21 protein-coding genes are annotated in these 22645 nt (G+C 67.1%); 13 read left to right on the top strand and 8 right to left on the bottom strand.

Translation table 11 applies throughout. The features are described 5' to 3' along the window. Positions 1 to 88: 88 nt before the first annotated feature. From K5L94_RS21120 to K5L94_RS21110, 3 genes are all read right to left on the bottom strand, one after another. Complete coding sequence (locus tag K5L94_RS21120; RefSeq protein WP_274511310.1) at positions 89 to 991, bottom strand: hypothetical protein; 903 nt, start codon at positions 989 to 991, stop codon at positions 89 to 91. A 47-nt stretch (positions 992 to 1038) separates the two neighbouring features. Beyond that, complete coding sequence (locus K5L94_RS21115) at positions 1039 to 2040, bottom strand: energy transducer TonB (RefSeq protein WP_006475839.1); 1002 nt, start codon at positions 2038 to 2040, stop codon at positions 1039 to 1041. A 201-nt stretch (positions 2041 to 2241) separates the two neighbouring features. Continuing rightward, positions 2242 to 2883, bottom strand: a complete 642-nt coding sequence (locus tag K5L94_RS21110) for a TIGR00645 family protein (protein ID WP_053451107.1) — start codon at positions 2881 to 2883, stop codon at positions 2242 to 2244. A gap of 110 nt (positions 2884 to 2993) precedes the next feature. Between K5L94_RS21110 and K5L94_RS21105 the strand changes: the two genes are divergently transcribed. From K5L94_RS21105 to K5L94_RS21090, 4 genes are all read left to right on the top strand, one after another. Further along, entirely contained in the window at positions 2994 to 3683 is a 690-nt protein-coding gene (locus K5L94_RS21105) for a glutathione binding-like protein (protein WP_274511309.1), read from the top strand. A 188-nt stretch (positions 3684 to 3871) separates the two neighbouring features. Beyond that, positions 3872 to 6097 (top strand): S9 family peptidase, encoded by a 2226-nt coding sequence (locus K5L94_RS21100; RefSeq protein ID WP_274511308.1) that lies wholly within the window; start codon positions 3872 to 3874, stop codon positions 6095 to 6097. Between the two features lie 25 nt (positions 6098 to 6122). Then, entirely contained in the window at positions 6123 to 6638 is a 516-nt protein-coding gene (locus tag K5L94_RS21095) for a cytochrome c oxidase assembly factor Coa1 family protein (protein WP_049455984.1), read from the top strand. Positions 6639 to 6705: 67 nt separating this feature from the next. Continuing rightward, positions 6706 to 8505 (top strand): DUF885 domain-containing protein, encoded by a 1800-nt coding sequence (locus K5L94_RS21090; protein ID WP_049455985.1) that lies wholly within the window; start codon positions 6706 to 6708, stop codon positions 8503 to 8505. A 223-nt stretch (positions 8506 to 8728) separates the two neighbouring features. Here K5L94_RS21090 and K5L94_RS21085 read toward each other — a convergent pair whose 3' ends face one another. Next, on the bottom strand, positions 8729 to 9196 hold the full coding sequence (locus tag K5L94_RS21085; RefSeq protein ID WP_053451104.1) for a hypothetical protein: 468 nt from the start codon (positions 9194 to 9196) through the stop codon (positions 8729 to 8731). A 184-nt stretch (positions 9197 to 9380) separates the two neighbouring features. Here K5L94_RS21085 and K5L94_RS21080 point away from each other — a divergent pair, with 184 nt between their 5' ends. From K5L94_RS21080 to K5L94_RS21065, 4 genes are all read left to right on the top strand, one after another. Further along, positions 9381 to 9629, top strand: a complete 249-nt coding sequence (locus K5L94_RS21080; RefSeq protein WP_006475755.1) for a hypothetical protein — start codon at positions 9381 to 9383, stop codon at positions 9627 to 9629. A gap of 122 nt (positions 9630 to 9751) precedes the next feature. After that, positions 9752 to 10669, top strand: coding sequence for a bestrophin family protein (locus tag K5L94_RS21075; RefSeq protein WP_053451103.1), 918 nt, complete (start codon positions 9752 to 9754; stop codon positions 10667 to 10669). A 19-nt stretch (positions 10670 to 10688) separates the two neighbouring features. Continuing rightward, positions 10689 to 11678 (top strand): porphobilinogen synthase, encoded by a 990-nt coding sequence (gene hemB, locus K5L94_RS21070; protein WP_133935866.1) that lies wholly within the window; start codon positions 10689 to 10691, stop codon positions 11676 to 11678. Between the two features lie 32 nt (positions 11679 to 11710). Beyond that, positions 11711 to 11980, top strand: a complete 270-nt coding sequence (locus K5L94_RS21065; protein ID WP_040006915.1) for a gas vesicle protein GvpG — start codon at positions 11711 to 11713, stop codon at positions 11978 to 11980. Positions 11981 to 12151: 171 nt separating this feature from the next. Here the strand turns inward: K5L94_RS21065 and K5L94_RS21060 are convergent, their stop codons facing one another. Further along, positions 12152 to 13015: a TolB family protein gene (locus K5L94_RS21060; protein WP_274511307.1), complete on the bottom strand. Its 864-nt coding sequence runs from the start codon at positions 13013 to 13015 to the stop codon at positions 12152 to 12154. Between the two features lie 48 nt (positions 13016 to 13063). Between K5L94_RS21060 and aroE the strand changes: the two genes are divergently transcribed. The 3 genes from aroE to dinG all read left to right on the top strand — a co-directional run bounded on the left by aroE (position 13064) and on the right by dinG (position 16524). Continuing rightward, positions 13064 to 13909 carry a shikimate dehydrogenase gene (gene aroE, locus K5L94_RS21055; RefSeq protein ID WP_164086454.1) on the top strand — a complete coding sequence of 282 codons (846 nt, stop codon included), beginning with the start codon at positions 13064 to 13066 and terminating at the stop codon, positions 13907 to 13909. Positions 13910 to 13912: 3 nt separating this feature from the next. Then, entirely contained in the window at positions 13913 to 14266 is a 354-nt protein-coding gene (locus K5L94_RS21050; RefSeq protein WP_053451099.1) for a hypothetical protein, read from the top strand. 155 nt (positions 14267 to 14421) lie between these two features. Then, positions 14422 to 16524, top strand: a complete 2103-nt coding sequence (gene dinG / locus K5L94_RS21045; RefSeq protein WP_164242653.1) for an ATP-dependent DNA helicase DinG — start codon at positions 14422 to 14424, stop codon at positions 16522 to 16524. Between the two features lie 92 nt (positions 16525 to 16616). On the opposite strand, the gene K5L94_RS21040 is transcribed toward dinG, so the two are convergent. Then, positions 16617 to 17789 carry a DUF418 domain-containing protein gene (locus tag K5L94_RS21040; RefSeq protein WP_053512154.1) on the bottom strand — a complete coding sequence of 391 codons (1173 nt, stop codon included), beginning with the start codon at positions 17787 to 17789 and terminating at the stop codon, positions 16617 to 16619. Positions 17790 to 17889: 100 nt separating this feature from the next. Beyond that, the gene (gene ilvD / locus K5L94_RS21035) at positions 17890 to 19728 is read right to left on the bottom strand and encodes a dihydroxy-acid dehydratase (protein ID WP_164086457.1); all 1839 of its coding nucleotides are present in this window, start codon (positions 19726 to 19728) and stop codon (positions 17890 to 17892) included. A 409-nt stretch (positions 19729 to 20137) separates the two neighbouring features. On the opposite strand from ilvD, the gene K5L94_RS21030 reads away from it, so the two are divergent. Then, positions 20138 to 20710, top strand: a complete 573-nt coding sequence (locus K5L94_RS21030) for a DUF1190 domain-containing protein (RefSeq protein ID WP_180879466.1) — start codon at positions 20138 to 20140, stop codon at positions 20708 to 20710. Positions 20711 to 20717: 7 nt separating this feature from the next. After that, entirely contained in the window at positions 20718 to 21896 is a 1179-nt protein-coding gene (locus tag K5L94_RS21025; protein ID WP_053451095.1) for a glutathionylspermidine synthase family protein, read from the top strand. A 16-nt stretch (positions 21897 to 21912) separates the two neighbouring features. Here K5L94_RS21025 and K5L94_RS21020 read toward each other — a convergent pair whose 3' ends face one another. Further along, entirely contained in the window at positions 21913 to 22320 is a 408-nt protein-coding gene (locus tag K5L94_RS21020; RefSeq protein ID WP_274511306.1) for a cupin domain-containing protein, read from the bottom strand. Positions 22321 to 22645: the final 325 nt, after the last annotated feature.

Here is a 22645-nt window from a genome sequence, read left to right as displayed (position 1 = left end):
GAGTTTGATGCAGCAGAGTAGCCAAAGTCATCTACAAGTATTTGACTAATAGTACTCTTTCCTGCCCGGATGGGGCCTACCAATCCAACTATCCGAGTAAACATGGGGAATGCTTCGTCATGACCACGCAGGCGAGAGTTAAGAAAAGAAGTATCCAGAACCTTCGTTTCTGGTTTGATGTCGGTTGCTGTCGGACGGTTACCCCGCCAATCATCTCACTCGTCATTCCACGCGCAAGAAAGTGCTCAAATGGCTTGGCTGCAATGAAAAGAAAAACCGCGAGAATAAGTGCGGTATCGCCAAAAATAATCTGAGATGGGCTGCCGCCAATAGCTGGCGTCGCTGCTGAAATCAGATATGCAATCGACGCACAGAATAGGGAAACTCCACAGAACGCCAGTACACGACGAAGGTGAAGGAATGGAGTAGAGAATTTCAACTTCTTCCAGTTGAAAGGCCTCAGTACATCCACTAGGTAGTCCCACGCCGCAAAGACCATGAAGACCCAAAGTAGCTGGAGTGCTTCTGGTCTGGCAGACGGGTTTTTGACAAAGGAAGTTGTCAATCCATCTTTCAGATAGGCAGCATAATCAGTTTCGGCTGACTTTGAGATCGAAAAATAGAGCGTAACCAAGAAGATCTCAATCAGGAAAATTATAAACTTCCTGGAGAAGACGGTGTCGATGTCGCTTTTGTGCATGGCGGCTTGCGATCGAGACCATGAGAACCAGCTGACTGTAACCATCGTCAACGCAAGCAAGGCGTGGGTAGTCGCGACAATAAGCAGCCAGCTATCTCCGCGTGCAGCGATCAGCATTTCAGGCGCGCTATTTGCAAGCTTCCAAGCCTTGGTGGCTACGACCAATATTTCACCGAGCTGCTGTGCGACTGTTGCCGCGACAAACGCAAAAAGCATGGCAACAAAGGTCTTCTGAAGCTCCACTCTATAGGTCGGTGGCGGCTCAGCATGCTCGTTATTCACGTTACTCATATACTCTCCTTGTACTTGGCCGAATTAGAAGCGCCAAAACAGCCCAATCAGCCGCCCGGCGCGAACACCAGCGTACGGCGGGTGGTGACCGGGGCGCTGACCGGCTCGAAGCGCCAGCGCTTCACTGCGTTGAGGGCTTCGCGGTCGAACACGCGGCCCGGCGTTGCGCGCAGCACGCGTGCGTTCACCACCGAGCCGTCGGTGCCGACGGTGATCTCCACCAGCACTTCGCCCGAGGTGCCCGAGCGCAGGGCCTCGCCCGGATAACGCGGCGCCGGCGTGCTGACCGGGCGCAGGGTCGGTGCAGCCGGGGCCGCAGCCTGGCGTGCGGCGCTCGCCTGCTGCGCGGCGGCCTGCTGCTGCTTCTGCTCGGCTTCACGACGGGCGGCGGCCTGGCGCTCGGCCTCCTGCCGTTCGTTGTCGCGGCGTGCGGCATCCTGCTGCGCGGCAATCTGCTTGGCGGCATCGGCTTCCTTGGCGCGTTGCTCGGTCAGACGCTGCTGCTCGGTCTGCTGCTTGCTGCGGTCCTCGGCGTCCTTCTTCGCCTTTTCGGCTTCCGCTTCGGTGCGCTTGGCGGCGTTCTGCACGCCCTTGGCCAGGCCTTCCTTCAGGCGCGGCAGGGCCGGCGCGGACGCATCCACTTTCTCGATCAATGCCACCAGGCGCTGCGCCTCGGTGTAATCCTCGCGCGCCAGATGCTGCTCGGCGGCGATCAGGGTGTAGGGCAGCAGGTCGGTCAGCGCACTCTTCACCGAGGCGTCGTCTGGCGTCTTGTCACGCAGGGCGAGGTAGTACTCGATGGCGTTGTCACCGGCCGGCGCGTACATGCGGTTCTCGCGCAGCGCCTGGCTGGCCGATTCGCGCAGCTGTTCGGTACCCATCGACTGCACCTTGGCAGCGACCACCGGAGCGGCCGGTGCAGCAGCGGCCGGTGCCTTGTCCGGCGCGGAAGCCGGAGCTTCCTCCTTGCCCGAGCAGGCGGCCAGCGCCAGTGCCAGGGCAACCGGCAGCCACCGGCGCGCGGCGGTGATCATTGAGACGTGCGACATCCTGCTCCCCTCTAGAAGACGACGTGACGTAAATCATTGATATGCATGGCCGGGACCTGCGGTCCGGGCGCGGCTGGGTGACGTTTCCCGACGCCACCGCCGGCAACGGCGAGGGTGCAATCTAGCATTCCGGCCACCGCCGCGTACAAGGGGCGGTGGCCGGGACAGGCAACGGCGGTCAGGCCGCTGCCGGCGCCGACCTCAGTGGTCGTGCGCCTTGTCGTGTGGCTTGCTGTGGCTGTTGGACATCAGCTTGTCGGTCCAGGCGATGCCGATCGCCGACAGGATGAACACGCAGTGGATGATGGTCTGCCAGAGCACGCCTTCCTGGGTCATCGTCGTGCAGGTCTCGACGCCAGCGCTGTAGAAGCTGGTCGAAGCCGACGACACCGCGGCGGCCCATTGTTCCGGCTTGCACAGCGGCAGGCCCTTCAGCGCGCTGGTGGCGATGAAGGTCTTCAGCAGGTGGATCGAGGAGATGCCGATGATCGCCATCGCCAGCTTCACCTTCAGCACGCTGGCGTTGACGTGGCTCAGCCACTCCGGCTGGTCCGGGTGGCCTTCCAGGCGCAGCCGCGAAACGAAGGTCTCGTAGCCGCCAACGATCACCATCACCAGCAGGTTGGAGATCATCACCACGTCGATCAGGCCCAGCACGATCAGCATGATCTGCTGTTCGCCCATCGAGACGGAGTGGGACAGCAGGTGCCAGAGCTCCTTGCCGAACAGGAATACGTAGACGCACTGGGCAAGGATCAGGCCCAGGTACAGCGGCAGCTGCAGCCAGCGCGAGGCGAAGATCAGCGAGGACAACGGGGACAGGGGACGAGGACTGTGGCTCATGCAGGACAGTGCGTTTCGGGGGAGCCGCGAGGTTACCGACCCGCCATGACGGTGCCAACCCAACTCTCGCACTAGACTCCAGGTTCCTTTCCGCACCCCGAGCCGCCGCCATGATCGACCTGTATTACTGGCCAACCCCGAACGGCCACAAAGTGACCCTGCTGCTGGAGGAAACCGGCCTGCAGTACCGCATCCACCCGGTCAACATCGGCTCGGGCGACCAGTTCAAGCCGGAATTCCTCGCCATTTCGCCCAACAACAAGATGCCGGCCATCGTCGACCAGGCCCCAGCCGATGGCGGTGCCCCGCAGAGCGTGTTCGAGTCCGGCGCAATCCTGCTGTACCTGGCCGAGAAGACCGGCCAGTTCCTGCCCAGCGACCCGCGCGGCCGCGTCACCACCCTGGAATGGCTGTTCTGGCAGATGGCCGGGCTGGGCCCGATGAGCGGCCAGATGGGTCACTTCAATGTGTACGCGCCGGAGAAGATCCCGTATGCCATCGAGCGCTATGACAACGAAGTGCGCCGCCTGCACGGGGTGATGGACAAGCGCCTGGCCCAGCACGCCTTCCTGGCCGGTGATGAGTACACCATCGCCGACATGGCCAGCTACCCGTGGATCGGCGCCTACGACAGGATCCCGGTCGATTTTGCCGCGTTCCCGAACCTGAAGCGCTGGCATGAGGCCATCGCTGCGCGACCGGCCACCCAGCGCGCCTACGCCCTGCGCCAGCAGGTGAACCCGAACGTCGGCAAGCCGCTCAGCGACGAAGAGCGCAGGCACCTGTTCGGCCAGCGTTGACCCGGGACGGCGTCATCCACGCATGGCGTGGATCTACTGGTGGTGGGTGCCGACCGTTGGTCGGCACTCGTCGGCACTCCGTATGGGCAAAAGGTCATGCTGTCTTCCTGCACGGGCTTGGTTAGGATGGGGGACGACCGCCGCGTGCCCACCGCGCGCAGCGGACCTGTCGTTTGCCGGGATACTCCATGCGCCACCTGTTCGCTTCGCTCGCCCTCATGCTCGCCACCAGTACCGCCGCCCACGCTGAAAAGCTGACCCTGGAAGCCATCACCGGCCCGCTGCCGTTGTCCGGCCCGACCCTGATGAAGCCCAAGGTGGCGCCGGACGGGTCGCAGGTCAGCTTCCTGCGCGGCAAGGACAGCGACCGCAACCAGCTGGACCTGTGGACCTACGACATCGGCAGCGGCCAGACCCGCCTGCTGGTCGACTCCAAGGTGGTGCTGCCCGGCACCGAGACCCTCAGCGATGAGGAGAAGGCCCGCCGCGAGCGCCAGCGCATCGCCGCGATGACCGGCATCGTCGATTACCAGTGGTCGCCGGACGCGCAGCGCCTGCTGTTCCCGCTCGGCGGCGAACTGTATCTCTATGACCTGAAGCAGCAGGGCCAGGCCGCGGTTCGCCAGCTGACCCACGGCGAGGGCTTCGCCACCGACGCCAAGCTGTCGCCCAAGGGCGGTTTCGTCAGCTTCATCCGCGGCCGCAACCTGTGGGTGATCGACCTGGCCAGCGGCAAGCAGCTGCAGCTGACCCGCGACGGCAGCACCACGATCGGCAACGGCGTGGCCGAATTCGTCGCTGATGAAGAGATGGACCGCCACACCGGTTACTGGTGGGCGCCGGACGATTCGGCCATCGCCTTCGCGCGCATCGACGAGTCGCCGGTACCGGTGCAGAAGCGCTACGAGGTCTATGCCGACCGTACCGACGTGATCGAGCAGCGCTATCCGGCCGCGGGCGACGCGAACGTGCGCGTGCAGCTGGGCGTGATCGCGCCGGCCGCCGACGCACAACCGCGCTGGGTCGACCTGGGCAAGGAACAGGACATCTACCTGGCCCGCGTCGACTGGCGCAATGCGCAGCACCTGAGCTTCCAGCGCCAGTCGCGTGACCAGAAGCAGCTGGACCTGGTGGAAGTGGCACTCGATTCCAACCGCCAGCGCGTGCTCGCCCACGAGACCAGCCCGACCTGGGTGCCGCTGCACAACAGCCTGCGCTTCCTGGAAGACGGCAGCCTGCTGTGGTCGTCCGAACGCACCGGCTTCCAGCACCTGTACCGCATCGACAGCAAGGGCAAAGCCACCGCGCTGACCCGTGGCAACTGGCCGGTGGACGAACTGCTGGCGGTCGATGAGAAAGCCGGCAAGGCCTACTTCCGCGCCGGCATCGAGACCTCGCGCGAAAGCCAGATCTACGCGGTGTCGCTGCAGGGCGGCGAGCCGCAGCGGCTGTCGAAGGCGCCGGGCATGCACAGTGCGAGCTTCGCCCGCAACGCCAGTGTCTATGTCGACAGCTGGTCCAACAGCAGCACGCCACCGCAGATCGAGCTGTTCCGTGCCAATGGCGAGAAGATCGCCACCCTGCTCGAGAACGACCTGGCCGATCCCAAGCACCCGTATGCGCGTTACCGTGACGCGCAGCGCCCGATCGAGTTCGGCACGCTCACCGCCGCTGATGGCAAGACGCCGCTCAACTACAGCCTGATCAAGCCGGCCGGTTTCGATCCGTCCAAGCGCTACCCGGTGGCGGTGTACGTCTATGGTGGCCCGGCCAGCCAGACCGTCACCGACAGCTGGCCCGGCCGCGGTGATCACCTGTTCAACCAGTATCTGGCCCAGCAGGGCTACGTGGTGTTCTCGCTGGACAACCGCGGCACCCCGCGTCGTGGCCGTGACTTCGGCGGCGCGCTGTACGGCAAGCAGGGCACGGTGGAAGTGACCGACCAGCTGCGCGGCGTGGCGTGGCTGAAGCAGCAGCCGTGGGTCGACCCGGCACGCATCGGCGTGCAGGGCTGGTCCAACGGCGGCTACATGACCCTGATGCTGCTGGCCAAGGCATCGAACCAGTACGCCTGCGGCGTGGCCGGTGCGCCGGTCACCGATTGGGGCCTGTACGACAGCCACTACACCGAACGCTACATGGACCTGCCGGCGCGCAATGAAGCGGGCTACCGCGAAGCGCGCGTACTGACCCATATCGAGGGCCTGCGTTCGCCGCTGCTGCTGATCCACGGCATGGCGGACGACAACGTGCTGTTCACCAACTCGACCAGCCTGATGAGCGCGCTGCAGAAGCGTGCCCAGCCGTTCGAACTGATGACCTACCCGGGCGCCAAGCATGGCCTGTCCGGTGCCGATGCGCTGCATCGCTACCGCGTGGCCGAAGCCTTCCTGGGACGTTGCCTGAAACCCTGAACCACAGCCGGGAAGGAGCCCGCCGATGACCCTGCCACCGCCGATTCCCGCTCATCAGCAGCGATCTGCTGGCTGGTGGTGCCGCCACTGGCGCTGGGCGATGCCGTTGACCGTGGTGCTGGTGCTGGGCACGGTCGGTGGCGTGGTGGCCTGGAGCGTGCTGGGTTGGAGCGAGGCGGCGCGCGAGAGCCCGCCGATGCGCGAAGCACTGCGCCGCGCCGGCTGCAGCATCGAGCTGGTGGACGCGTTCGGCGAGCCGCTGCGTGCCGGGTCGATGCCGCTGGGCAGCATGCAGACCGCGATCAACGGCCAGCGTGATGTCGGCCTGACCGTCTCGCTGGAAGGGCCGCACGCGCACGGCCGGTTGTTCGTGAAGGGCACCCGCAGCGATGACGTGTGGGATTACCCGGTGATGTACGTGCTGGCCGAGGACAAGCAGACCTTCGACCTGACCGCGCTGGATGATGATGAAGCCGCGCACGAATGCGAGCTGCAGGCCTGCCGTGATCGTGGCGAGTGCCCGCTGACCGCCGCATTGTGACCTCCGGCCGATTGTCGCCATGGCCCTGAACGCGTAGGGTGCGGGCAACCCTGTCCTGGAGTGCACCATGAAGCCGATCGCGTTGGCCGTTGCCCTGGCCCTGACTGCCGCCCCGCTGCTGTCCGCACCGCCGGCCTTGGCCGCACCCGCCGCCAAGGCCACCACCCCGGCCAGCCCGGCCTGGGTCGCCCGCAGCAATGCGCTGGCGCAGATCCTGCTGGATGCGCAGGGGCCGTTCCAGCCGGAAGAAACCGGCTTCTTCGGCGTGCCCGGCTACGACGACAAGGTGGCCGACCTGGGCCCCGACAACGGCAAGCGCTACCGCGCCGCGATGGCCAAGGCACGCGACGAACTGAAGGCGAAGCTGGCCACCGAGCAGGATCCCAACGTCCGCCAGGACCTGGAGATCATGATCCATGCCGCCAGCCAGAACATCGAAGGCAGCGAGCTCAACGAGAAGTACCTGCTGCCGTGGAGTGATGCGCCGCAGACGGTGTTCAGCGGCCTCAACCTGCTGTTGTCCGACCAGGTGCCGGCCGAGCGCCGGGCCAAGGCGGTCGACCGCCTCAAGGCCTATGCCGGCCTGCAGCCGGGTGGCACCGCCTTCACTACGCTGGCGCGCCAGCGCTACGAAGAGCGGCTGAAGGACAGCACGCTGCTGCAGCCGACGAAGATCGAAGTGCAGCAGTCGCTGGACAACGTCGAGACCTACATCACCGGCATCGAGTCGCTGCTGAAGAAGTACCAGATCGCCGGTGCCGACGAGGCGATGAAGACCCTGGCCGGGCAGATGAAGGACTATGCGGCCTGGACCCGCACCGAGGTGCTGCCGAAGGCACGTGCCGACGCGCGCCTGCCGGCGCCGCTGTACGCCTACCAGCTCAAGCAGGTCGGCATCGACATCGACCCGAAGCTGCTGATGCAGCGTGCGCAGCTGGAGTTCATGGAAACCCGCTCGGCGATGCAGCAGCTGGCGCCGCTGGTGGTGAAGGACAAGGGCCTGAAGGTGGCCGATCCGAGTGACCCGGTGGCGGTGATCCGCGCGCTGAAGGCCGACAAGATCGCTGACGATCATCTGGAAGGCCATTACCGCAAGGTGATCGATGCGATCGATCCGCTGATCCGCGAGCACGCCATCGTCGACGTGCCCAAGCGCGCGATGCAGATGCGCCTGGGCTCGGCCGCCGAGAGCGCGGCCAGCCCGGCCCCGCACTTCCTGCCGGCACCGCTGGTCAACAACACCGGGCAGCAGGGCACCTTCGTGCTGCCGCTGGGCAACCCGGCCGCGGGCCCGGGCGCGCAGTACGACGACTTCAACTTCGGGGCAGCGGCATGGACGCTGAGTGCGCATGAAGGCCGCCCGGGCCACGAGCTGCAGTTCACCGCGATGGTCGAGCGCGGCATCTCGCTGGCGCGCACCATGTTCGCGTTCAATTCGGTGAACGTGGAAGGCTGGGCGCTGTACGCGGAAGCCGAGATGGTGCCGTACGAGCCGCTGGACGGGCAGATGATCGCGCTGCAGTTCCGCCTGCTGCGCGCCGCACGCGCGATGCTTGACCCGATGCTCAACCTCGGCCTGACCGACCGTGCCAACGGCGAGCGCGTGCTGATGGAGCAGGTCGGCCTATCCAAGGCGATGGCCACCCAGGAACTGGATCGCTACATGGTGCGCATGCCGGGCCAGGCCGGCAGCTATTTCTATGGATATACCCGGATCCTGGAGCTGCGCATGCAGACCGAACTGGCGCTGGGCGCGAAGTTCGACCGCCTGGCGTTCAACAACTTCCTGCTCGACCAGGGCCTGCTGCCGCCGGACCAGCTGGCCGACGCGGTGAACAAGGTGTTCGTGCCGAAGTACAAGCGCTGAGCATCGCCGGGTAATGCCGGCCACTGCCCGGCAATCGCCGTCTGTAGATGCCGACCTTGGTCGGCGCCGTGGGTTTCGTGCCAACCAAGGTTGGCACCTACCAGAACGATGCGTCGTCTGTTGCAGGGGTAGTGCCGGCCGCTGGCCGGCATTCCCTTGGCGCAGGAAGCATTCCTGAGGTTGCCGGCCAGCGGCCGGCACTACCGGCGCTGACCCGGGAAGGTCACCGCTGCGGCGGCGGAGGCGTGATCACCTGCGTCGGCAGCCGTGCCGGCGGCTGCGGATTCGGTACCCAGATCGCGACACCGGCGGCGCGCTTCTGCGTGGTCGGAATGCCGATGCCGACGCCGCCACCGACATGCGAGCCGAACGTACCGGCGCCCACCGACATGCCCACCGGCGAACCGCTGCTGCCCACGCCCACCAGCACCACACCATTGGCACCCAGCGCCGCAGCCTCGCGCTTCAGGCGTGCCACGGCGGCATCGGTCTGGCCCTGGGTGCCGAAGCCCACCGCGGATGCCGATTCCAGCTGCGCGATTTCCTGGGAGCCGGCCGGCGGCGTCGAATAGATCTGCACCTGGGCCGGGTCGATCGGCGCGCGGGCACGGCCCAGCATCACCTTGGACGTACTGGCACAACCGGCGGCGGCCAGCAGCATGGCCGCCAACGCGGCCCAACGAATGTTCATGGCATCACCCCTGCAGGACTGGTTGCGATCATCGGCGGGCCACTCTGAATCGGGGCCAACACCCGGGCCAGGGCACGCTCCACCGAACGCTAGCACGGCCCTGGTGACAGCCCCGCCAATGGCAGTAGGCGGCAGCGGCGGGAACGTCTATGGTGGGCCCAGGAACCAACGGCGGGAGAGCGGCATGGGTGTGATCAGTCTGTTGTGGGGCGTACTGGCGCTGTTGTGGATGATCCTGGCGCTGATTCCGCTGCTGGGCTGGGGCAACTGGTTCCTGATCCCGTTCGCTGCCGTCGGCGCGGTGATCGCCGCGCTGGGCATCCTGTTCACCCACCCGAGCAAGCGCGGCCGGGCCTGGGCCGGACTGGTCCTGAACGGCATCGTGGTGGTGGTCGGCATCCTGCGCCTCGGCCTGGGCGGCGGCGTGATCTGAGCCCGTCCCCGGGTGCGACAGGGCGTCGCAGGCACACGGCCCACAGCCGGGCAGGGGCGTACAATGAATGGCTGCGCGAGCCCCCCGCGTGCCTGTGAATCCGCGCCCGGCGCGGCTGCCCCATGATCATCCGACCCCGTCCCCACGGCTGGCAACTGCTCTACATCCTGCGCGGTTCGATCGTCAAAGCGATCGCCCCCAAAGTGCTGGCCATCCTGGTTCTGTCCATTGCCGTGGCCGCGGTGGTGGAACTGGCGCCACCGACCGGCATCGAGCGCGTTTCGGTCACGCCGTTCACCCTGCTCGGCCTGGTGCTGTCGATCTTCCTCAGCTTCCGCAACAGCGCCTGCTATGACCGCTGGTGGGAAGGCCGCAAGCTGTGGGGCCAGCTGGTCTTTGAATCGCGTTCGCTGGCCCGCCAGGTCAATCTGCTGCTGGCCGATGACCATGGCCGTCGCCGCCGCATCGCCTATGTCACCACGGCCTTCGCCCATGCCCTGGCCGGGCGCCTGCGCGGGCGCATCGTGGCCCTGATGGCCCTGCCGTGGCTGGACAAGCGCCAGCGTGAACAGCTCGGCCAGCGTGAGAACGTGCCTGACGCGCTGCTGTCGATGATCGCCGCCGAACTGGCCCAGGCCCTGCGCGCCGGTGACCTCGACCCGATCCTCTACGCCCAGCTGGAGGAGCGCCTGCACGCGATGTCGTCGATCCAGGCCGGCTGCGAGCGCATCCTCACCACACCACTGCCGTTCGCCTACACCCTGCTGCTGCACCGCTGCGCGTGGATGTTCTGCGTGCTGCTGCCGTTCGGCCTGGCCAGTTCGCTGGGCTGGGGTACGCCAGTATTGTCGGCGGTGCTGGCTTACGCCTTCTTCGGCCTGGACCAGCTGGGCGAGGAAATGGAAGACCCGTTCGGCCTGGAGCCGAACGACCTGCCGCTGGACGCGCTGGTGCGCACGATCGAGATCGACCAGCTCGACGCGCTCGGCGAACGCCCCTTGCCCGAACCCCTGCTGCCGCAGGGCTACCTGTTGCAATAGCCACTCCTCGGAGCCTGCCATGTCCCACCCGCTTTACCGCCCGCGCCGCATGCGCCATGACGAGTTCTCGCGCCGCCTGATGCGCGAGAACACGCTGACCACCGACGACCTGATCTACCCGGTGTTCGTGCACGAGCTTGCCGGCCGCACTGCGGTGCCGTCGATGCCGGGCGTGGAGCGGCTGTCGATCGAAGAACTGCTGAAGGTGGCCGAGGAAGCGCTGGAACTGGGCATTCCGGTGATCGACCTGTTCCCGGTGATCGACCCGTCGCTGAAGTCGCTGGACGCGTCGGCGGCGTGGGCCGAGGACGGCCTGGCGCAGCGGGCGATCCGCGCGCTGAAGTCGCGTTTCCCGGAACTGGGGGTGATGACCGACGTGGCGCTGGACCCGTACACCACGCATGGCCAGGACGGCATCATCGATGACAAGGGCTATGTGCTGAACGACATCACCGTCGACGCACTGGTCAAGCAGTCGGTGTCGCATGCCGAGGCCGGTGCGGACATCGTCTCGCCGTCGGACATGATGGACGGCCGCATCGGTGCGATCCGCCGCGGGCTGGATGCCAGCAACCACATCAACGTGCGCATCATGGCCTATTCGGCCAAGTATGCTTCGGCGTTCTACGGCCCGTTCCGTGATGCGGTGGGCAGCGCGGCCAGCCTCGGCAAGGCCGACAAGAAGACCTACCAGATGGACCCGGCCAACGGCGACGAAGCCCTGCGCGAAATCGCGCTGGACCTGGAAGAGGGCGCCGACATGGTGATGGTCAAGCCGGGCATGCCCTACCTGGACCTGGTACGCCGGGTCAAAGAGACGTTCGGCGTGCCGACCTTCGCTTACCAGGTCAGCGGCGAGTACGCGATGATGAAGGCCGCCTTCGCCAACGGCTGGCTGGACGAGCGCGCCTGCGTGATGGAATCGCTGCTGGGCTTCAAGCGGGCCGGTGCCGATGGTGTGCTGACCTATTTCGCGCCGCAGGTGGCGCGATGGCTGCGCGAGCGCTGACAATGGCGCGACGATAGACGGAGGAAAGCGCGATGGGACCCGAACTGGGATGGATGCAATGGCTGATCTGGGGCATCGGTACGCTGGTGTTCGGCGCCATCATTGTCGGTGTCTTCATCGCGGCCTGGCGGGCTGGCAAGCGCCCGCCGGAGCAGCTGTCGGCTGCCCGCCACGTGGCCCGTGAGCAGGCCCTGCCGGACAGCGTGCAGGCCGAACTGGCCGCGTTGAACCAGCGCAAGGACAACGGCCAGCTGAGCGAGGTCGAGTACGAGCAGCAGCGCGCCAGGGTGTTGTCGCGCTGACGGCGATGCTCTGGTAGTGGCCAACCTTGGTTGGCGGTTTTGCTTCTGTGCCGACCAAGGTCGGCACCTACCAATCGATCATCCACGCTGGGTGCCAACCTTGGTTGGCACCTTCCTGCATGCCAACCAAGGTTGGCATCTACCAGACGGCCATCCACGCATGGCGTGGATCTACTGCACGCACCCGGGCACCGCCGCCACCTTCGGCACCGCCAACCGGTATACATCCACGCCGCCGGCACGCGGCGCCTTGGCCGCGCTGCTGGCGACCAGCATCTCGCCCGGCTTGGCGTTGTCGATCACTGGCGCGCCGGTCCAGCCGCCGGGCTGGTTGAACGACAGTCCGAGCGGCTGCAGCGCCACGCCGCTCCACGCGCAGCCGCTGCTCCAGACCTGCGCGGTCGCGCCGCTGCCACGGCTGAACACCACCGCGCCGTCATGGCCCAGCCAGTCACCATCGGTCTCGTCCTCGGCGCTGTTCAATGCGTCCAGCGCGGTGGCCCGGCCACGCACACCCTGCGCATCCAGCGGCGCCACGAACAGGTCCCAGCCTGCGCCACGTCCCTGCTGGCGGGCAAACAGCAGGCGCTGGCCATCCGCGCTCAGGGCCGGCCCGCGCTCTTCCTGGCGCCCGCCGTCACCGGCCAGCGGCTGCGCCGGGCCCAGCTGGCCGTCGGCGGCCAACGCGGCGCGGTACAGCGCCAGCTTGCCGTCGCGGCCGGCCGCGAACAGCAGCCAGCGCCCATCGCGGCTGAAGTAGGGATCGCGGGCCTCACCGGCCACGCCCACCGGCAGGGGCTGCGCCTGCTGCCAGCGGCCATCGGCCACGCGCGCCTCCCACAAGCCCCAGCCGGACTCGCTGCGGCGGGCGAAAACGATGCGCTGGCCATCGGCACTGATCGTGGCGCGGCCCTCGTCGGCGCGGGTCGAGACCACGCCCATGCCTTCGATGCCGTACTCGTTCAACGCCATCGCCACGGGGGCAGAGAGTAGACTGGCGGCGAGCACCAGCAGGGGCGGGGTGATGCGCATCATCCGGGTCCGTGCACGAAAGAGCATCAGTCTAGCCAGCTTGAGGATTCCATGACCGACCGTTACGCCGTCTTCGGACACCCCGTTGCCCACTCGAAGTCGCCGCAGATCCATGCGACGTTCGGTCGCCAGGAAGGCATCGCGGTGGATTACCGCGCGATCGACCTGGCCCCGGATGCGTTCCTGGCCGGCCTGGAGGCGTTTGCCGCGGAAGGCGGTGTCGGCGCCAATGTCACCCTGCCGCACAAGGAAACCGCGTTCTCGGTGTGCACCACGCTGACCGCACGGGCGCGCCGCGCCGGCTCGGTCAACACCCTGCTGCGCAAGGGCGACCGCTGGCACGGTGACACCACCGATGGCATCGGCCTGGTGCGCGACCTGACCGACCGCCACGGCCTGGACCTGCGTGGCCGCCGCATGCTGCTGATCGGTGCCGGTGGCTCCGCACGCAGCGTCGCCCCGGCGCTGCTCGATGCCGGCATCACCGAGCTGGTGGTGGTCAACCGCACGCCGGAACGCGCCGATGAACTGATCGATGCGATGGGCGAACCGGGCCGCGCGATCAGCCGCTACTGGGAAGACCTGCGCGACCTCGGCGACTTCGAGCTGATCGTCAACGCCACCTCGGCCGGTCGCGACCGCAATGTCGAGTTCAAGCTGCCGCTGTCGCTGGTTAATTCGATGACGACGGCCGTCGACCTGAACTACGGCGAGGCCGCCATCGCCTTCCTGGCCTGGGCGCGCGCGGCGAACTGCCGCAATACCGTCGATGGCCTCGGCATGCTGGTCGAACAGGCCGCCGAGAGCTTCCTGCAGTGGCACGGCGTGCGCCCGCAGACCGACGAGGTCTACCAGTCGCTGCGTCAGGGTGCCGCCGTGCTGGCCGGCGAGGACTGAACCATGGACAGCACCGCCTTGCTGGTGACCGTACTGAGCATGGTCGGCGTACGCCTGCCGGTGCTGATCGCACTGTGCGTGGGCCTGGTCTGGGTGGTCGGCGCGCCGCGCGATGCCACCCGTACCGGCGCGCTGGTCGGCCTGCTGCTGTTGCTGCTGTCCTGCCTGGGCGGCCTGGCCGCCGGCATCCTGCCGATGTGGCTGGTCAGCAGTGGCAACTTTGGTGCCGTGTCGGGCATGGGCGCCGTGCTCGGCGTGCTGCACTTCGCGCTGGCGTTGGTCGAGGCCATCGGCGTGGTGCTGCTGGTATGGGCGCTGGTGCGCCTGCTGCGGCTGCGCGGCAACCCGGTGCAGTGACACCCCGGTGACGGCCCTGGGCCGTCGCCTGTAGCGCCCGGCGTGTTCATCCCGCTGCCCGGCGTCGTCGCTGCCCCGTTCAGGGTGCCAGCGGCGGCGGACGTGGCCGGCCATGCGACAATGACCGGCCTGATCCAGCCACGGTACTTCCCGGCGTGACCGAAACCGTCGCCGCTCCGCGCACGCTCGATGACCCCTTGAAGGACGCGATCCGCAAGGCGTACACGACGCTGCAGGCCAATACCCCCGGCTTCTCCACCCGCCGCTCGCAGAGCCAGATGATCGGCGTGGTGTCGCGTGCGCTGTCGAAAAGCGGTGGCGTCGGCGTGGTCGAGGCGCCGACCGGCGTCGGCAAGAGCCTGGGCTACCTCACCGCGGGCGTGCCGATCGCGCTGGCCAGCAAGAAGAAGCTGGTGATCAGCACCGGCACCGTGGCCCTGCAGTCGCAGCTGGTCGAGCGTGATATCCCGAATTTCCTCAAGGCCACCGGCCTGGAAGCGACGGTGGCGCTGGCCAAGGGCCGTACCCGCTACCTGTGCACGCGCAATGCCGCCGAGGCACAGGGCGAGGGCTCGCAGGGCGGCATGTTCGAGGATGACGCGCCGCTGTTCGACCGGCCGCTGGCGCCGATCGAGATGGACATCGCCAAGCGCCTGACCGATGCCTTCACCGGCGGCAGCTGGGATGGCGACATCGACAACGCGCCGGAAACCATCAGCCCCGGCCTGCGCAGCCGCATCACCACGCCGGCCTCGGGCTGCGCCGGGCGCCGCTGCGCCTATTCGGCGCAGTGCGCGGTGCTGCGTTCGCGCAATACGGTGCGCGACGCACAGATCGTGGTGACCAATCACGCGCTGCTGCTGTCGGCGTTGTCGATTGGCGACAGCGACAATGGCCAACCGCTGATCGCGGCGCCGTCGGACATGCTGCTGGTGCTGGACGAAGGCCATCACATCGGCAACGTGGCGATCGACCAGGGCGCGGCCAGCCTGGCGCTGGACGAGATGGCCAAGCGCACCGGCCGCCTGCAGATCCTGATTGCCGGCGCCTACCGCGCGGTCGACAAGGACCGCCTCGGCAACCTGCTGCCCAACGAAGCGATCGAGGTGGCCAGCAACGTGGCCAAGCAGCTGCGTGCCTTCCGTGACCACATCGAACGGGTGTGGATGCCGGCGCCGGCCGACGAGGAACCGATGTGGCGCGCCGCCAACGGTCGCCTGCCCGAGGCCTGGCGCGAGCCGATCGAAGCGCTGGCCGACGATACCCGCAGCCTCTACAACTGGGCGCATGCGGCCACCGCGCAGGTGGCCAAGGGCAAGCCGGACGATGCCGCGCGCGAGCGCCTGCAGCGCAACCTGGGCATGGCGCTGGAAATGATCGAGCAGCAGTACAACCTCTGGCAGGCGTGGCGCCGCGAGGACAAGGACGGCGCGCCGCCGATGGCGCGCTGGGTCACCGCCACCCGCGACGGCGACCTGGTGCTGCACGGCTCGCCGGTGTCGGCCGCGCACGTGCTGCGCAAGCTGCTGTGGGACGAAGTGGATTCGGTGGTGATGACCTCGGCGACGCTGACCGGCGGCGGCGATTTCCAGTCGCTGGCGATCGACAACGGTATTCCCGAAGAGGCCGAGATGGTCTCGCTGTCCTCGCCGTTCGACCTGCCCAACCAGGCCGAGCTGATCGTGCCCAGGTTCCCGGTCACGCCGGACGACCGCGAGGGCCACCCGCGCGAAGTGGCGCGTTACCTCGACACCGAGCTGGACTGGGCCAAGGGCTCGATGGTGCTGTTCACCTCGCGCTGGAAGATGGAGAAGGTGGCCGGCCTGATGCCGGCCGCGCGCCGCAAGCAGGTGCTGGTGCAGGGCGATATGTCCAAGACCCGGCTGATCGACGAACACCTGCGCCGCGTCGCGGCGGGCGAGGGCTCGGTGCTGTTCGGCCTGAACTCGTTCGGCGAGGGCCTCGACCTGCCCGGCGAAGCCTGTACCACGGTGGTGATCACCCAGGTGCCGTTCGCGGTGCCGACCGACCCGCAGACCGCCACGCTCAGCGAGTGGTTCGAAGGGCGTGGGCTCAACGCGTTCAACCTGATCGCGATTCCGCACGCGCTGCGCACGCTGACCCAGTTCGCCGGCCGCCTGATCCGCACTTCCACCGACACCGGCCGCGTGGTCATTCTCGATTCGCGGCTGCTGACCCGCCGCTACGGCAAACGCATCATCGACGCGCTGCCGCCGTTCAAGCGCGTGATCGGCTGACCGGTAGTGCCGGCCGCTGGCCGGCAAAACGGGGACGGAGGGGATTAAGACGCAAATGGCACAAACGACCTGATCCGTTCCGTCTCCGATGGCTAGCGCCGCAGTGGCAGCCATTGTCCTTCGCTGGCGCTGCGCCACAGCCATTCCACCGGCCCGAAGCGATGGTCGCGCAGCCACCACGCACTCGCCCACAGCTGCAGCGGGAACACCACCGCTGCCACCAGCAGCACCGGCCACAGCCCGTGCTGCGGGCCGATACCCCACCCGAAGCCGGCAAACAACGGCACGCAGATGGCGCTTTGCAGCAGGTAGTTGCTCAGTGCCATGCGCCCGGCCGGGACGAACACGCGCAGCACGCGTTCGGCCCATGGGCGCAGATAGAGCAGGGCGAAGATGGCGGCCGCCGCGATGCCCAAGGCCAGTGGCGCAACGCGGTACGACACGCGCAGCAGGTAGCCGGGAACGCCCGCACGCAGCGCCGGCCATGCCTGCTTGAGCGCATCGGCGTGGGCATCGATCCACAGGAACGCGGCCGTCAACAGCAGCCCACCAAGGGCAATCGAGCGCAGCAGCGGCCGGTGTGCCTGCGGCTGCTGAAGCAGGCCGCGACGGCCGGCCCAGTAGCCCAGCAGGAAGCGGCCGAGCACGAAGAACAGCAGTGCCCAGTTGCTCAGCTTCAGCCATGCCGCCAGCTGCAGGTTGTGCCACCACGCCTGGGCCAGGTTGCCGTGCGCCAGTGCCTCGAGCGCTGTGGCGTTCATCTGCGCGCGCGGTGTGAGCAGGGCCACCCATTCGCGGATCCACGGCGACAGCAGCGGCGGCAGCAGCAGGGCGATGAACAGGCCACTGCACAGCAGGGCACGATCGCCCAGGTGCCGGAACAACGGCAGCAGCAGGCCGACCAGTGCGTACACCAGCAGGATGTCACCCCACCACAGCAGCACCGAATGCAGCAGGCCGATCACCAGCAGCACCGCCATCCGCCGCAGGTGCGCGGCCATGCTGCCGGGCGCATGGCCGTCCATCTGCATCGCCACGCCCATGCCGAACAACAGCGAGAACAGGGTGATTGCCTTCATGTCCACCAGCCATTCCATGCCGGTGCGGATGGCCTGGTCGAGTGCCGCGCTGGGCAGCGCCTGCTGCGCGGCCTCGGTCATCAGCGCATCGAGCGAGAAGAAGCGCAGGTTGACCAGGAACACGCCGAGCAGCGCGAATCCACGCAGGGCATCGATGAGGGGCTGTCGCGGCGGGCGGTGGGTCATGCCCTGCAGCGTAACGGATCGGTAGTGCCGGCCGCTGGCCGGCATGCGCCTCCAAGCACGCGGCAGATGCCGGCCAGCGGCCGGCACTACCAAACAGAGGTCAATCGCCGAGCAGGGCGGTGTTGCGCACGGCGCCCTTGTCGGCGCTGGTGGCGAGCAGGGCGTAGGCCTTCAACGCGCTGGTGACCTTGCGCGGGCGCGGCGCGCGTGGCTTCCAGCCACGCGCGTCGGCGTCGGTGCGGCGCTGGGCCAGGGTGGCGTCATCCAGCAGCAGATCGATGCGACGGGCCGGGATGTCGATGCGGATGCGGTCGCCGTCTTCGACCAGGCCGATGACCCCGCCGCTGGCCGCTTCCGGCGAGACGTGGCCGATCGACAGGCCCGAGGTGCCACCGGAGAAGCGCCCATCGGTCAGCAGTGCGCACTGCTTGCCCAGCCCCTTCGACTTCAGGTAACTGGTCGGATACAGCATCTCCTGCATGCCCGGGCCACCCTTCGGGCCTTCGTAGCGGATCACCACCACCTCGCCCGGCTGCACTTCGTCGGCGAGGATGCCGGCGACGGCAGCGTCCTGGCTTTCGTAGACGCGTGCCGGGCCCTCGAACACGTGGATCGACTCATCCACGCCGGCGGTCTTCACCACGCAGCCATCCACGGCCAGGTTGCCGCGCAGCACGGCCAGCCCGCCTTCCAGCGAATAGGCGTGCTGCAGCGAGCGGATGCAGCCCTCGGCGCGGTCCACGTCCAGCGTTGGCCAGCGCGTGGCCTGGCTGAAGGCCTCCTGGGTAGGAATGCCGGCCGGGCCGGCCTTGAAGAAGGTATGCAGGGTGTCGTTGTCGCTGCGCACCACGTCCCAGCGCTCCAGCGCGTCGGCGAGGCTGGCGCTGTGCACGGTCGGCACGCCGGTATCGAGCAGGCCCGCGCGGTCCAGTTCACCGAGGATGCCGAACACGCCGCCGGCGCGGTGCACGTCCTCGATGTGGTACTTCGGCGTGTTGGGTGCCACCTTGCACAGCTGCGGTACGCGCCGCGACAAGGCATCGATATGGGTCAGGTCGAAGTCGACCTCCGCTTCCTGCGCAGCGGCCAGCAGGTGCAGGATGGTGTTGGTCGATCCGCCCATGGCGATGTCCAGGGTCATCGCATTGGCGAACGCGGCCTGGGTGGCGATGCCGCGCGGCAGCGCGCTCGGGTCTTCGCCGCCATACCAGCGGTGGCAGAGTTCGACGATCAGGCGGCCTGCGCGGCGGAACAGCGCCTCGCGATCGGCGTGGGTGGCCAGCGTGGTGCCGTTGCCGGGCAGCGACAGGCCCAGCGCTTCGGTCAGGCAGTTCATCGAGTTGGCGGTGAACATGCCCGAGCACGAACCACAGGTGGGGCAGGCACTGCGCTCGAAGGCCGCCACCTTCTCGTCGGAGGCGCTGTCATCGGCGGCCACCACCATCGCGTCGACCAGGTCCAGCTTGTGCTCGGACAGCTTGGTCTTGCCCGCTTCCATCGGTCCGCCGGAGACGAACACCACCGGGATGTTCAGGCGCAGTGCGGCCATCAGCATGCCGGGAGTGATCTTGTCGCAGTTGCTGATGCACACCAGCGCGTCGGCGCAGTGCGCGTTGACCATGTACTCCACGGCGTCGGCGATGATCTCGCGGCTGGGCAGCGAATACAGCATGCCGTCATGGCCCATCGCGATGCCGTCGTCCACGGCGATGGTGTTGAATTCCTTGGCGACACCGCCAACCTGCTCGATCTCGCGTGCGACCAGCTGGCCGAGGTCCTTCAGGTGCACGTGGCCGGGCACGAACTGGGTGAAGGAGTTGGCGATGGCGATGATCGGCTTGTGGAAGTCGCCGTCCTTCATGCCGGTGGCACGCCACAGGGCGCGGGCGCCGGCCATGTTGCGGCCGGCGGTGGAGGTGCGGGAGCGGTATTCAGGCATGGCTGGCGGAACGGGCGGGCCGTACAACGTGGGGGTCGCCCGATCATGGACAATTTTTTCGGTTGCTGCTGCAACCACCTTCACCGCTTGCAGCGGCTTGGTGGTCCACGCATTTCCCCTTATCCCCGCGCCTTCGGCGCGCCCCCTTGAACAACAAGGGGGCTTCTCGCCGGAGACTTGGCTGTGCGCGCTGGGCATCGCCGGGCGCCGCCGGGTGTGTGCCAACCCAGGTTGGCACCTACCAGAGCGGTGCGCCGTCCGGAGTCGGATCCCATCGTGGCGCGATGGCCTCTGACCCCAATGCCCGACGAAAATGAAAGTCCGTTCATCTTTCGGACTTTGCCGATTCCGGTTGTTGGCCAGGATTTGGCATCATTGGGGCATTGATCCGTCGACAGGGCATGAGGCCATGAAACGTTCCCGCACCACCGCGCTGCTGCTGATGAGCGCCGCGCCGCTGCTGTTCACCGCCTGCCAGAAGGAGCCGGAGGTGAAGGTGCAGGAAGGCCTGTATACCTCGGTGGAGGCCTGCACCGAGGCCACCGGCGATCCATCCTCGTGCCGCAACGCCTTCGCCGAAGCGCAGAAGCAGGCCGCCGATGCGGCGCCGAAGTACGCCAGCAAGGAAGCCTGCGAGAAGGACTACAAGCCGGAACAGTGCGTGCAGCAGCACACTTCGGCGGGTACCTCGTTCATCGGCCCGATGATGATGGGCTTCTTCATGTCGCAGATGCTGAGCAACCGCGGCGGCCTGCCCCCGCAGGCGCCGGCGGCGTCGCCGGCCTACCAGGACAAGAGCGCTGGTTGGGCGCGCCCGGCCCCGGGCGGTAGCGGTGGCCTGAACACCGCCAGTGGCATCGGCGCGGGCAAGGCCGGCCTGGCCCCGGTCACCAGCGAACCGAACCGTGCGGTCACTGCCAGCCGTGGTGGCTTCGGCAACACCAGCGCGCGCCGCAGCACCAGCGGCAGCTACGGCGGCTGATCGACCCATGCAGCGCATCCGGATTGCCGAGCGTGCCCAGTGGCGGGCACGCGCGGAAGAGGCGGGTTTCCGCTTCCACACCATCGATGGCCAGCCGTACTGGGATGAAAGCGCGTACTACGCCTTCACCCTGCGCCAGATCGAACAGGACATCGAAGACCCCAGCGCCGAGCTGCACCAGATGGCGCTGGACCTGGTCGGCGATGTCATCGCCAGCGAGCGATTGATGGACCAGCTGGCGATTCCGTCGCACTACCGCGACTGGATCGCTGACAGCTGGCGCCAGCGCCAGCCGCATCTGTACGGGCGCCTGGACCTGGCCTACGACGGCACCGGTCCGGCCAAGCTGTACGAACTGAACTACGACACGCCGACCTCGCTGTTCGAGGCCAGCTTCTTCCAGTGGCAGTGGCTGGAAGACCAGCGCAACGCTGGTCGCCTGCCGCAGCACGCCGACCAGTTCAACGCCATCCACGAGGCGCTGGTCGAACGCTTCGGCGAACTGGCCGCGCAGCTGCCACCGCCGCTGTACTTCAGCGCCGTGGGCAGCTCGGATGAAGACCGCGGCACTGTCGACTATCTGCGTGATTGCGCCTCGCAGGCCGGCCTGCATGGCCAGGCCATCGCCATCGAGGACATCGGCCTGTCCGAAGACGGCCGTTTCACCGCGCTGGATGATTCGGTGATCGGCACGCTGTTCAAGCTGTACCCGCTGGAAGACCTGATGGCCGAGGAATTCGGCCGCGCGCTGCCCGGCTCGGGCGTACAGCTGCTGGAGCCGGCGTGGAAGGCGGTGCTGAGCAACAAGGGCATCCTGCCGTTGCTGTGGCAGCGCAATGTCGGTCATCCGAACCTGCTGGAAGCGCACTTCGACGATGGCAGCACGCTGGCCTCGGGCTGGGTGCGCAAGCCGCTGTTCTCGCGCGAAGGCGCCAACATCGAGATGCACCTGGCTGACGGCAGCACGCAGCGCAGTGACGGTCCCTACGATGGCCCGGCGATCATCCAGCGTGCGCATCCGCTCACCCGCTTCGAAGGCGGTTACCCGCTGATCGGCAGCTGGGTGGTGGGTGATCACGCCTGCGGCATCGGCATCCGCGAGGACGACAGCGCGATCACCCGCGACAGTGCGCGCTTCGTGCCGCACGCAATCGTGGACGAGGCGCCGACGCGGATCTACGTTTGAGAGTGCACAGCAGGTGTCATTCGTCCGGGATCACGAGTGGCACCCCTGGAGAACCTGCGTAGAAGACCAGTAGTCGCGCGCCATCGGGACCTGTATGCCCTCGATGAGGAACATTCATTGCCTCAGCTACGGCCTCGCCTTGGCTGAAGTGCTGTTGCAGGCCATCAACACGGCGTTCCACCGTGATCGAACCGTGTTCGACAAAGGCTACGTTGAGCATGGGGTGCTGGTGCCAGCCCAACGTTGTGTATGGGGGGATGTGAAGCCGCAACAGCGTCACCTGTGGCGGTGCGGGCAGGTACGTCCACTCTGAGCCCTCCCAGGCCCGTTCGGCTTCAAGCAGGACTTCCTGCCTGATCTCCGCATGGGCTGGAACGGCGATCAGAGCCAGACATCCCAGAAGGCCGAGATGCAGGAAACGCATGGGCCAAGCTCCTGTCAGCGTAGGAGCGAGAATCATCGTCCGCTCAGTGGGTCATGCACCGTGCAGCGGATCACACTGCAGCTTCGAGATTGTTCGAATGGTCGATCGCAAGCTCGGCGGCGTGGATAGTGCTATGCGTTGAGCGGTCAGGCGATGTGGCGGTTGTTGCAGGGGTAGTGCCGGCCGCTGGCCGGCACCGTTGTTGGTAGATGCCGACCTTGATCGGCGCTGTGGGTTCGTGCCAACCAAGGTTGGCACCCACCAGAGCGATGTGCCGGTAGTGCTGGCCGCTGGCCGGCACCGTTGTTGGTAGATGCCGACCTTG

It is taken from the genome of Stenotrophomonas forensis (genome assembly GCF_028752115.1).
Taxonomy (GTDB): Bacteria; Pseudomonadota; Gammaproteobacteria; order Xanthomonadales; family Xanthomonadaceae; genus Stenotrophomonas; species Stenotrophomonas forensis.
The sequence above is the reverse complement of the archived record's forward strand: the minus strand, read 5'-3'. Positions and strand labels throughout refer to the sequence as shown.

Excerpts from the sequence above, each read along its gene's own strand:
- K5L94_RS21120 (WP_274511310.1), bottom strand. The coding sequence starts at position 991 with ATGAGTAACGTGAATAACGAGCATGCTGAGCCGCCACCGACCTATAGA.
- K5L94_RS21115 (WP_006475839.1), bottom strand. The coding sequence starts at position 2,040 with ATGTCGCACGTCTCAATGATCACCGCCGCGCGCCGGTGGCTGCCGGTT.
- K5L94_RS21110 (WP_053451107.1), bottom strand. The coding sequence starts at position 2,883 with ATGAGCCACAGTCCTCGTCCCCTGTCCCCGTTGTCCTCGCTGATCTTC.
- K5L94_RS21105 (WP_274511309.1), top strand. The coding sequence starts at position 2,994 with ATGATCGACCTGTATTACTGGCCAACCCCGAACGGCCACAAAGTGACC.
- K5L94_RS21100 (WP_274511308.1), top strand. The coding sequence starts at position 3,872 with ATGCGCCACCTGTTCGCTTCGCTCGCCCTCATGCTCGCCACCAGTACC.
- K5L94_RS21095 (WP_049455984.1), top strand. The coding sequence starts at position 6,123 with ATGACCCTGCCACCGCCGATTCCCGCTCATCAGCAGCGATCTGCTGGC.
- K5L94_RS21090 (WP_049455985.1), top strand. The coding sequence starts at position 6,706 with ATGAAGCCGATCGCGTTGGCCGTTGCCCTGGCCCTGACTGCCGCCCCG.
- K5L94_RS21085 (WP_053451104.1), bottom strand. The coding sequence starts at position 9,196 with ATGAACATTCGTTGGGCCGCGTTGGCGGCCATGCTGCTGGCCGCCGCC.
- K5L94_RS21080 (WP_006475755.1), top strand. The coding sequence starts at position 9,381 with ATGGGTGTGATCAGTCTGTTGTGGGGCGTACTGGCGCTGTTGTGGATG.
- K5L94_RS21075 (WP_053451103.1), top strand. The coding sequence starts at position 9,752 with ATGATCATCCGACCCCGTCCCCACGGCTGGCAACTGCTCTACATCCTG.
- hemB (WP_133935866.1), top strand. The coding sequence starts at position 10,689 with ATGTCCCACCCGCTTTACCGCCCGCGCCGCATGCGCCATGACGAGTTC.
- K5L94_RS21065 (WP_040006915.1), top strand. The coding sequence starts at position 11,711 with ATGGGACCCGAACTGGGATGGATGCAATGGCTGATCTGGGGCATCGGT.
- K5L94_RS21060 (WP_274511307.1), bottom strand. The coding sequence starts at position 13,015 with ATGATGCGCATCACCCCGCCCCTGCTGGTGCTCGCCGCCAGTCTACTC.
- aroE (WP_164086454.1), top strand. The coding sequence starts at position 13,064 with ATGACCGACCGTTACGCCGTCTTCGGACACCCCGTTGCCCACTCGAAG.
- K5L94_RS21050 (WP_053451099.1), top strand. The coding sequence starts at position 13,913 with ATGGACAGCACCGCCTTGCTGGTGACCGTACTGAGCATGGTCGGCGTA.
- K5L94_RS21040 (WP_053512154.1), bottom strand. The coding sequence starts at position 17,789 with ATGACCCACCGCCCGCCGCGACAGCCCCTCATCGATGCCCTGCGTGGA.
- ilvD (WP_164086457.1), bottom strand. The coding sequence starts at position 19,728 with ATGCCTGAATACCGCTCCCGCACCTCCACCGCCGGCCGCAACATGGCC.
- K5L94_RS21030 (WP_180879466.1), top strand. The coding sequence starts at position 20,138 with ATGAAACGTTCCCGCACCACCGCGCTGCTGCTGATGAGCGCCGCGCCG.
- K5L94_RS21025 (WP_053451095.1), top strand. The coding sequence starts at position 20,718 with ATGCAGCGCATCCGGATTGCCGAGCGTGCCCAGTGGCGGGCACGCGCG.
- K5L94_RS21020 (WP_274511306.1), bottom strand. The coding sequence starts at position 22,320 with ATGCGTTTCCTGCATCTCGGCCTTCTGGGATGTCTGGCTCTGATCGCC.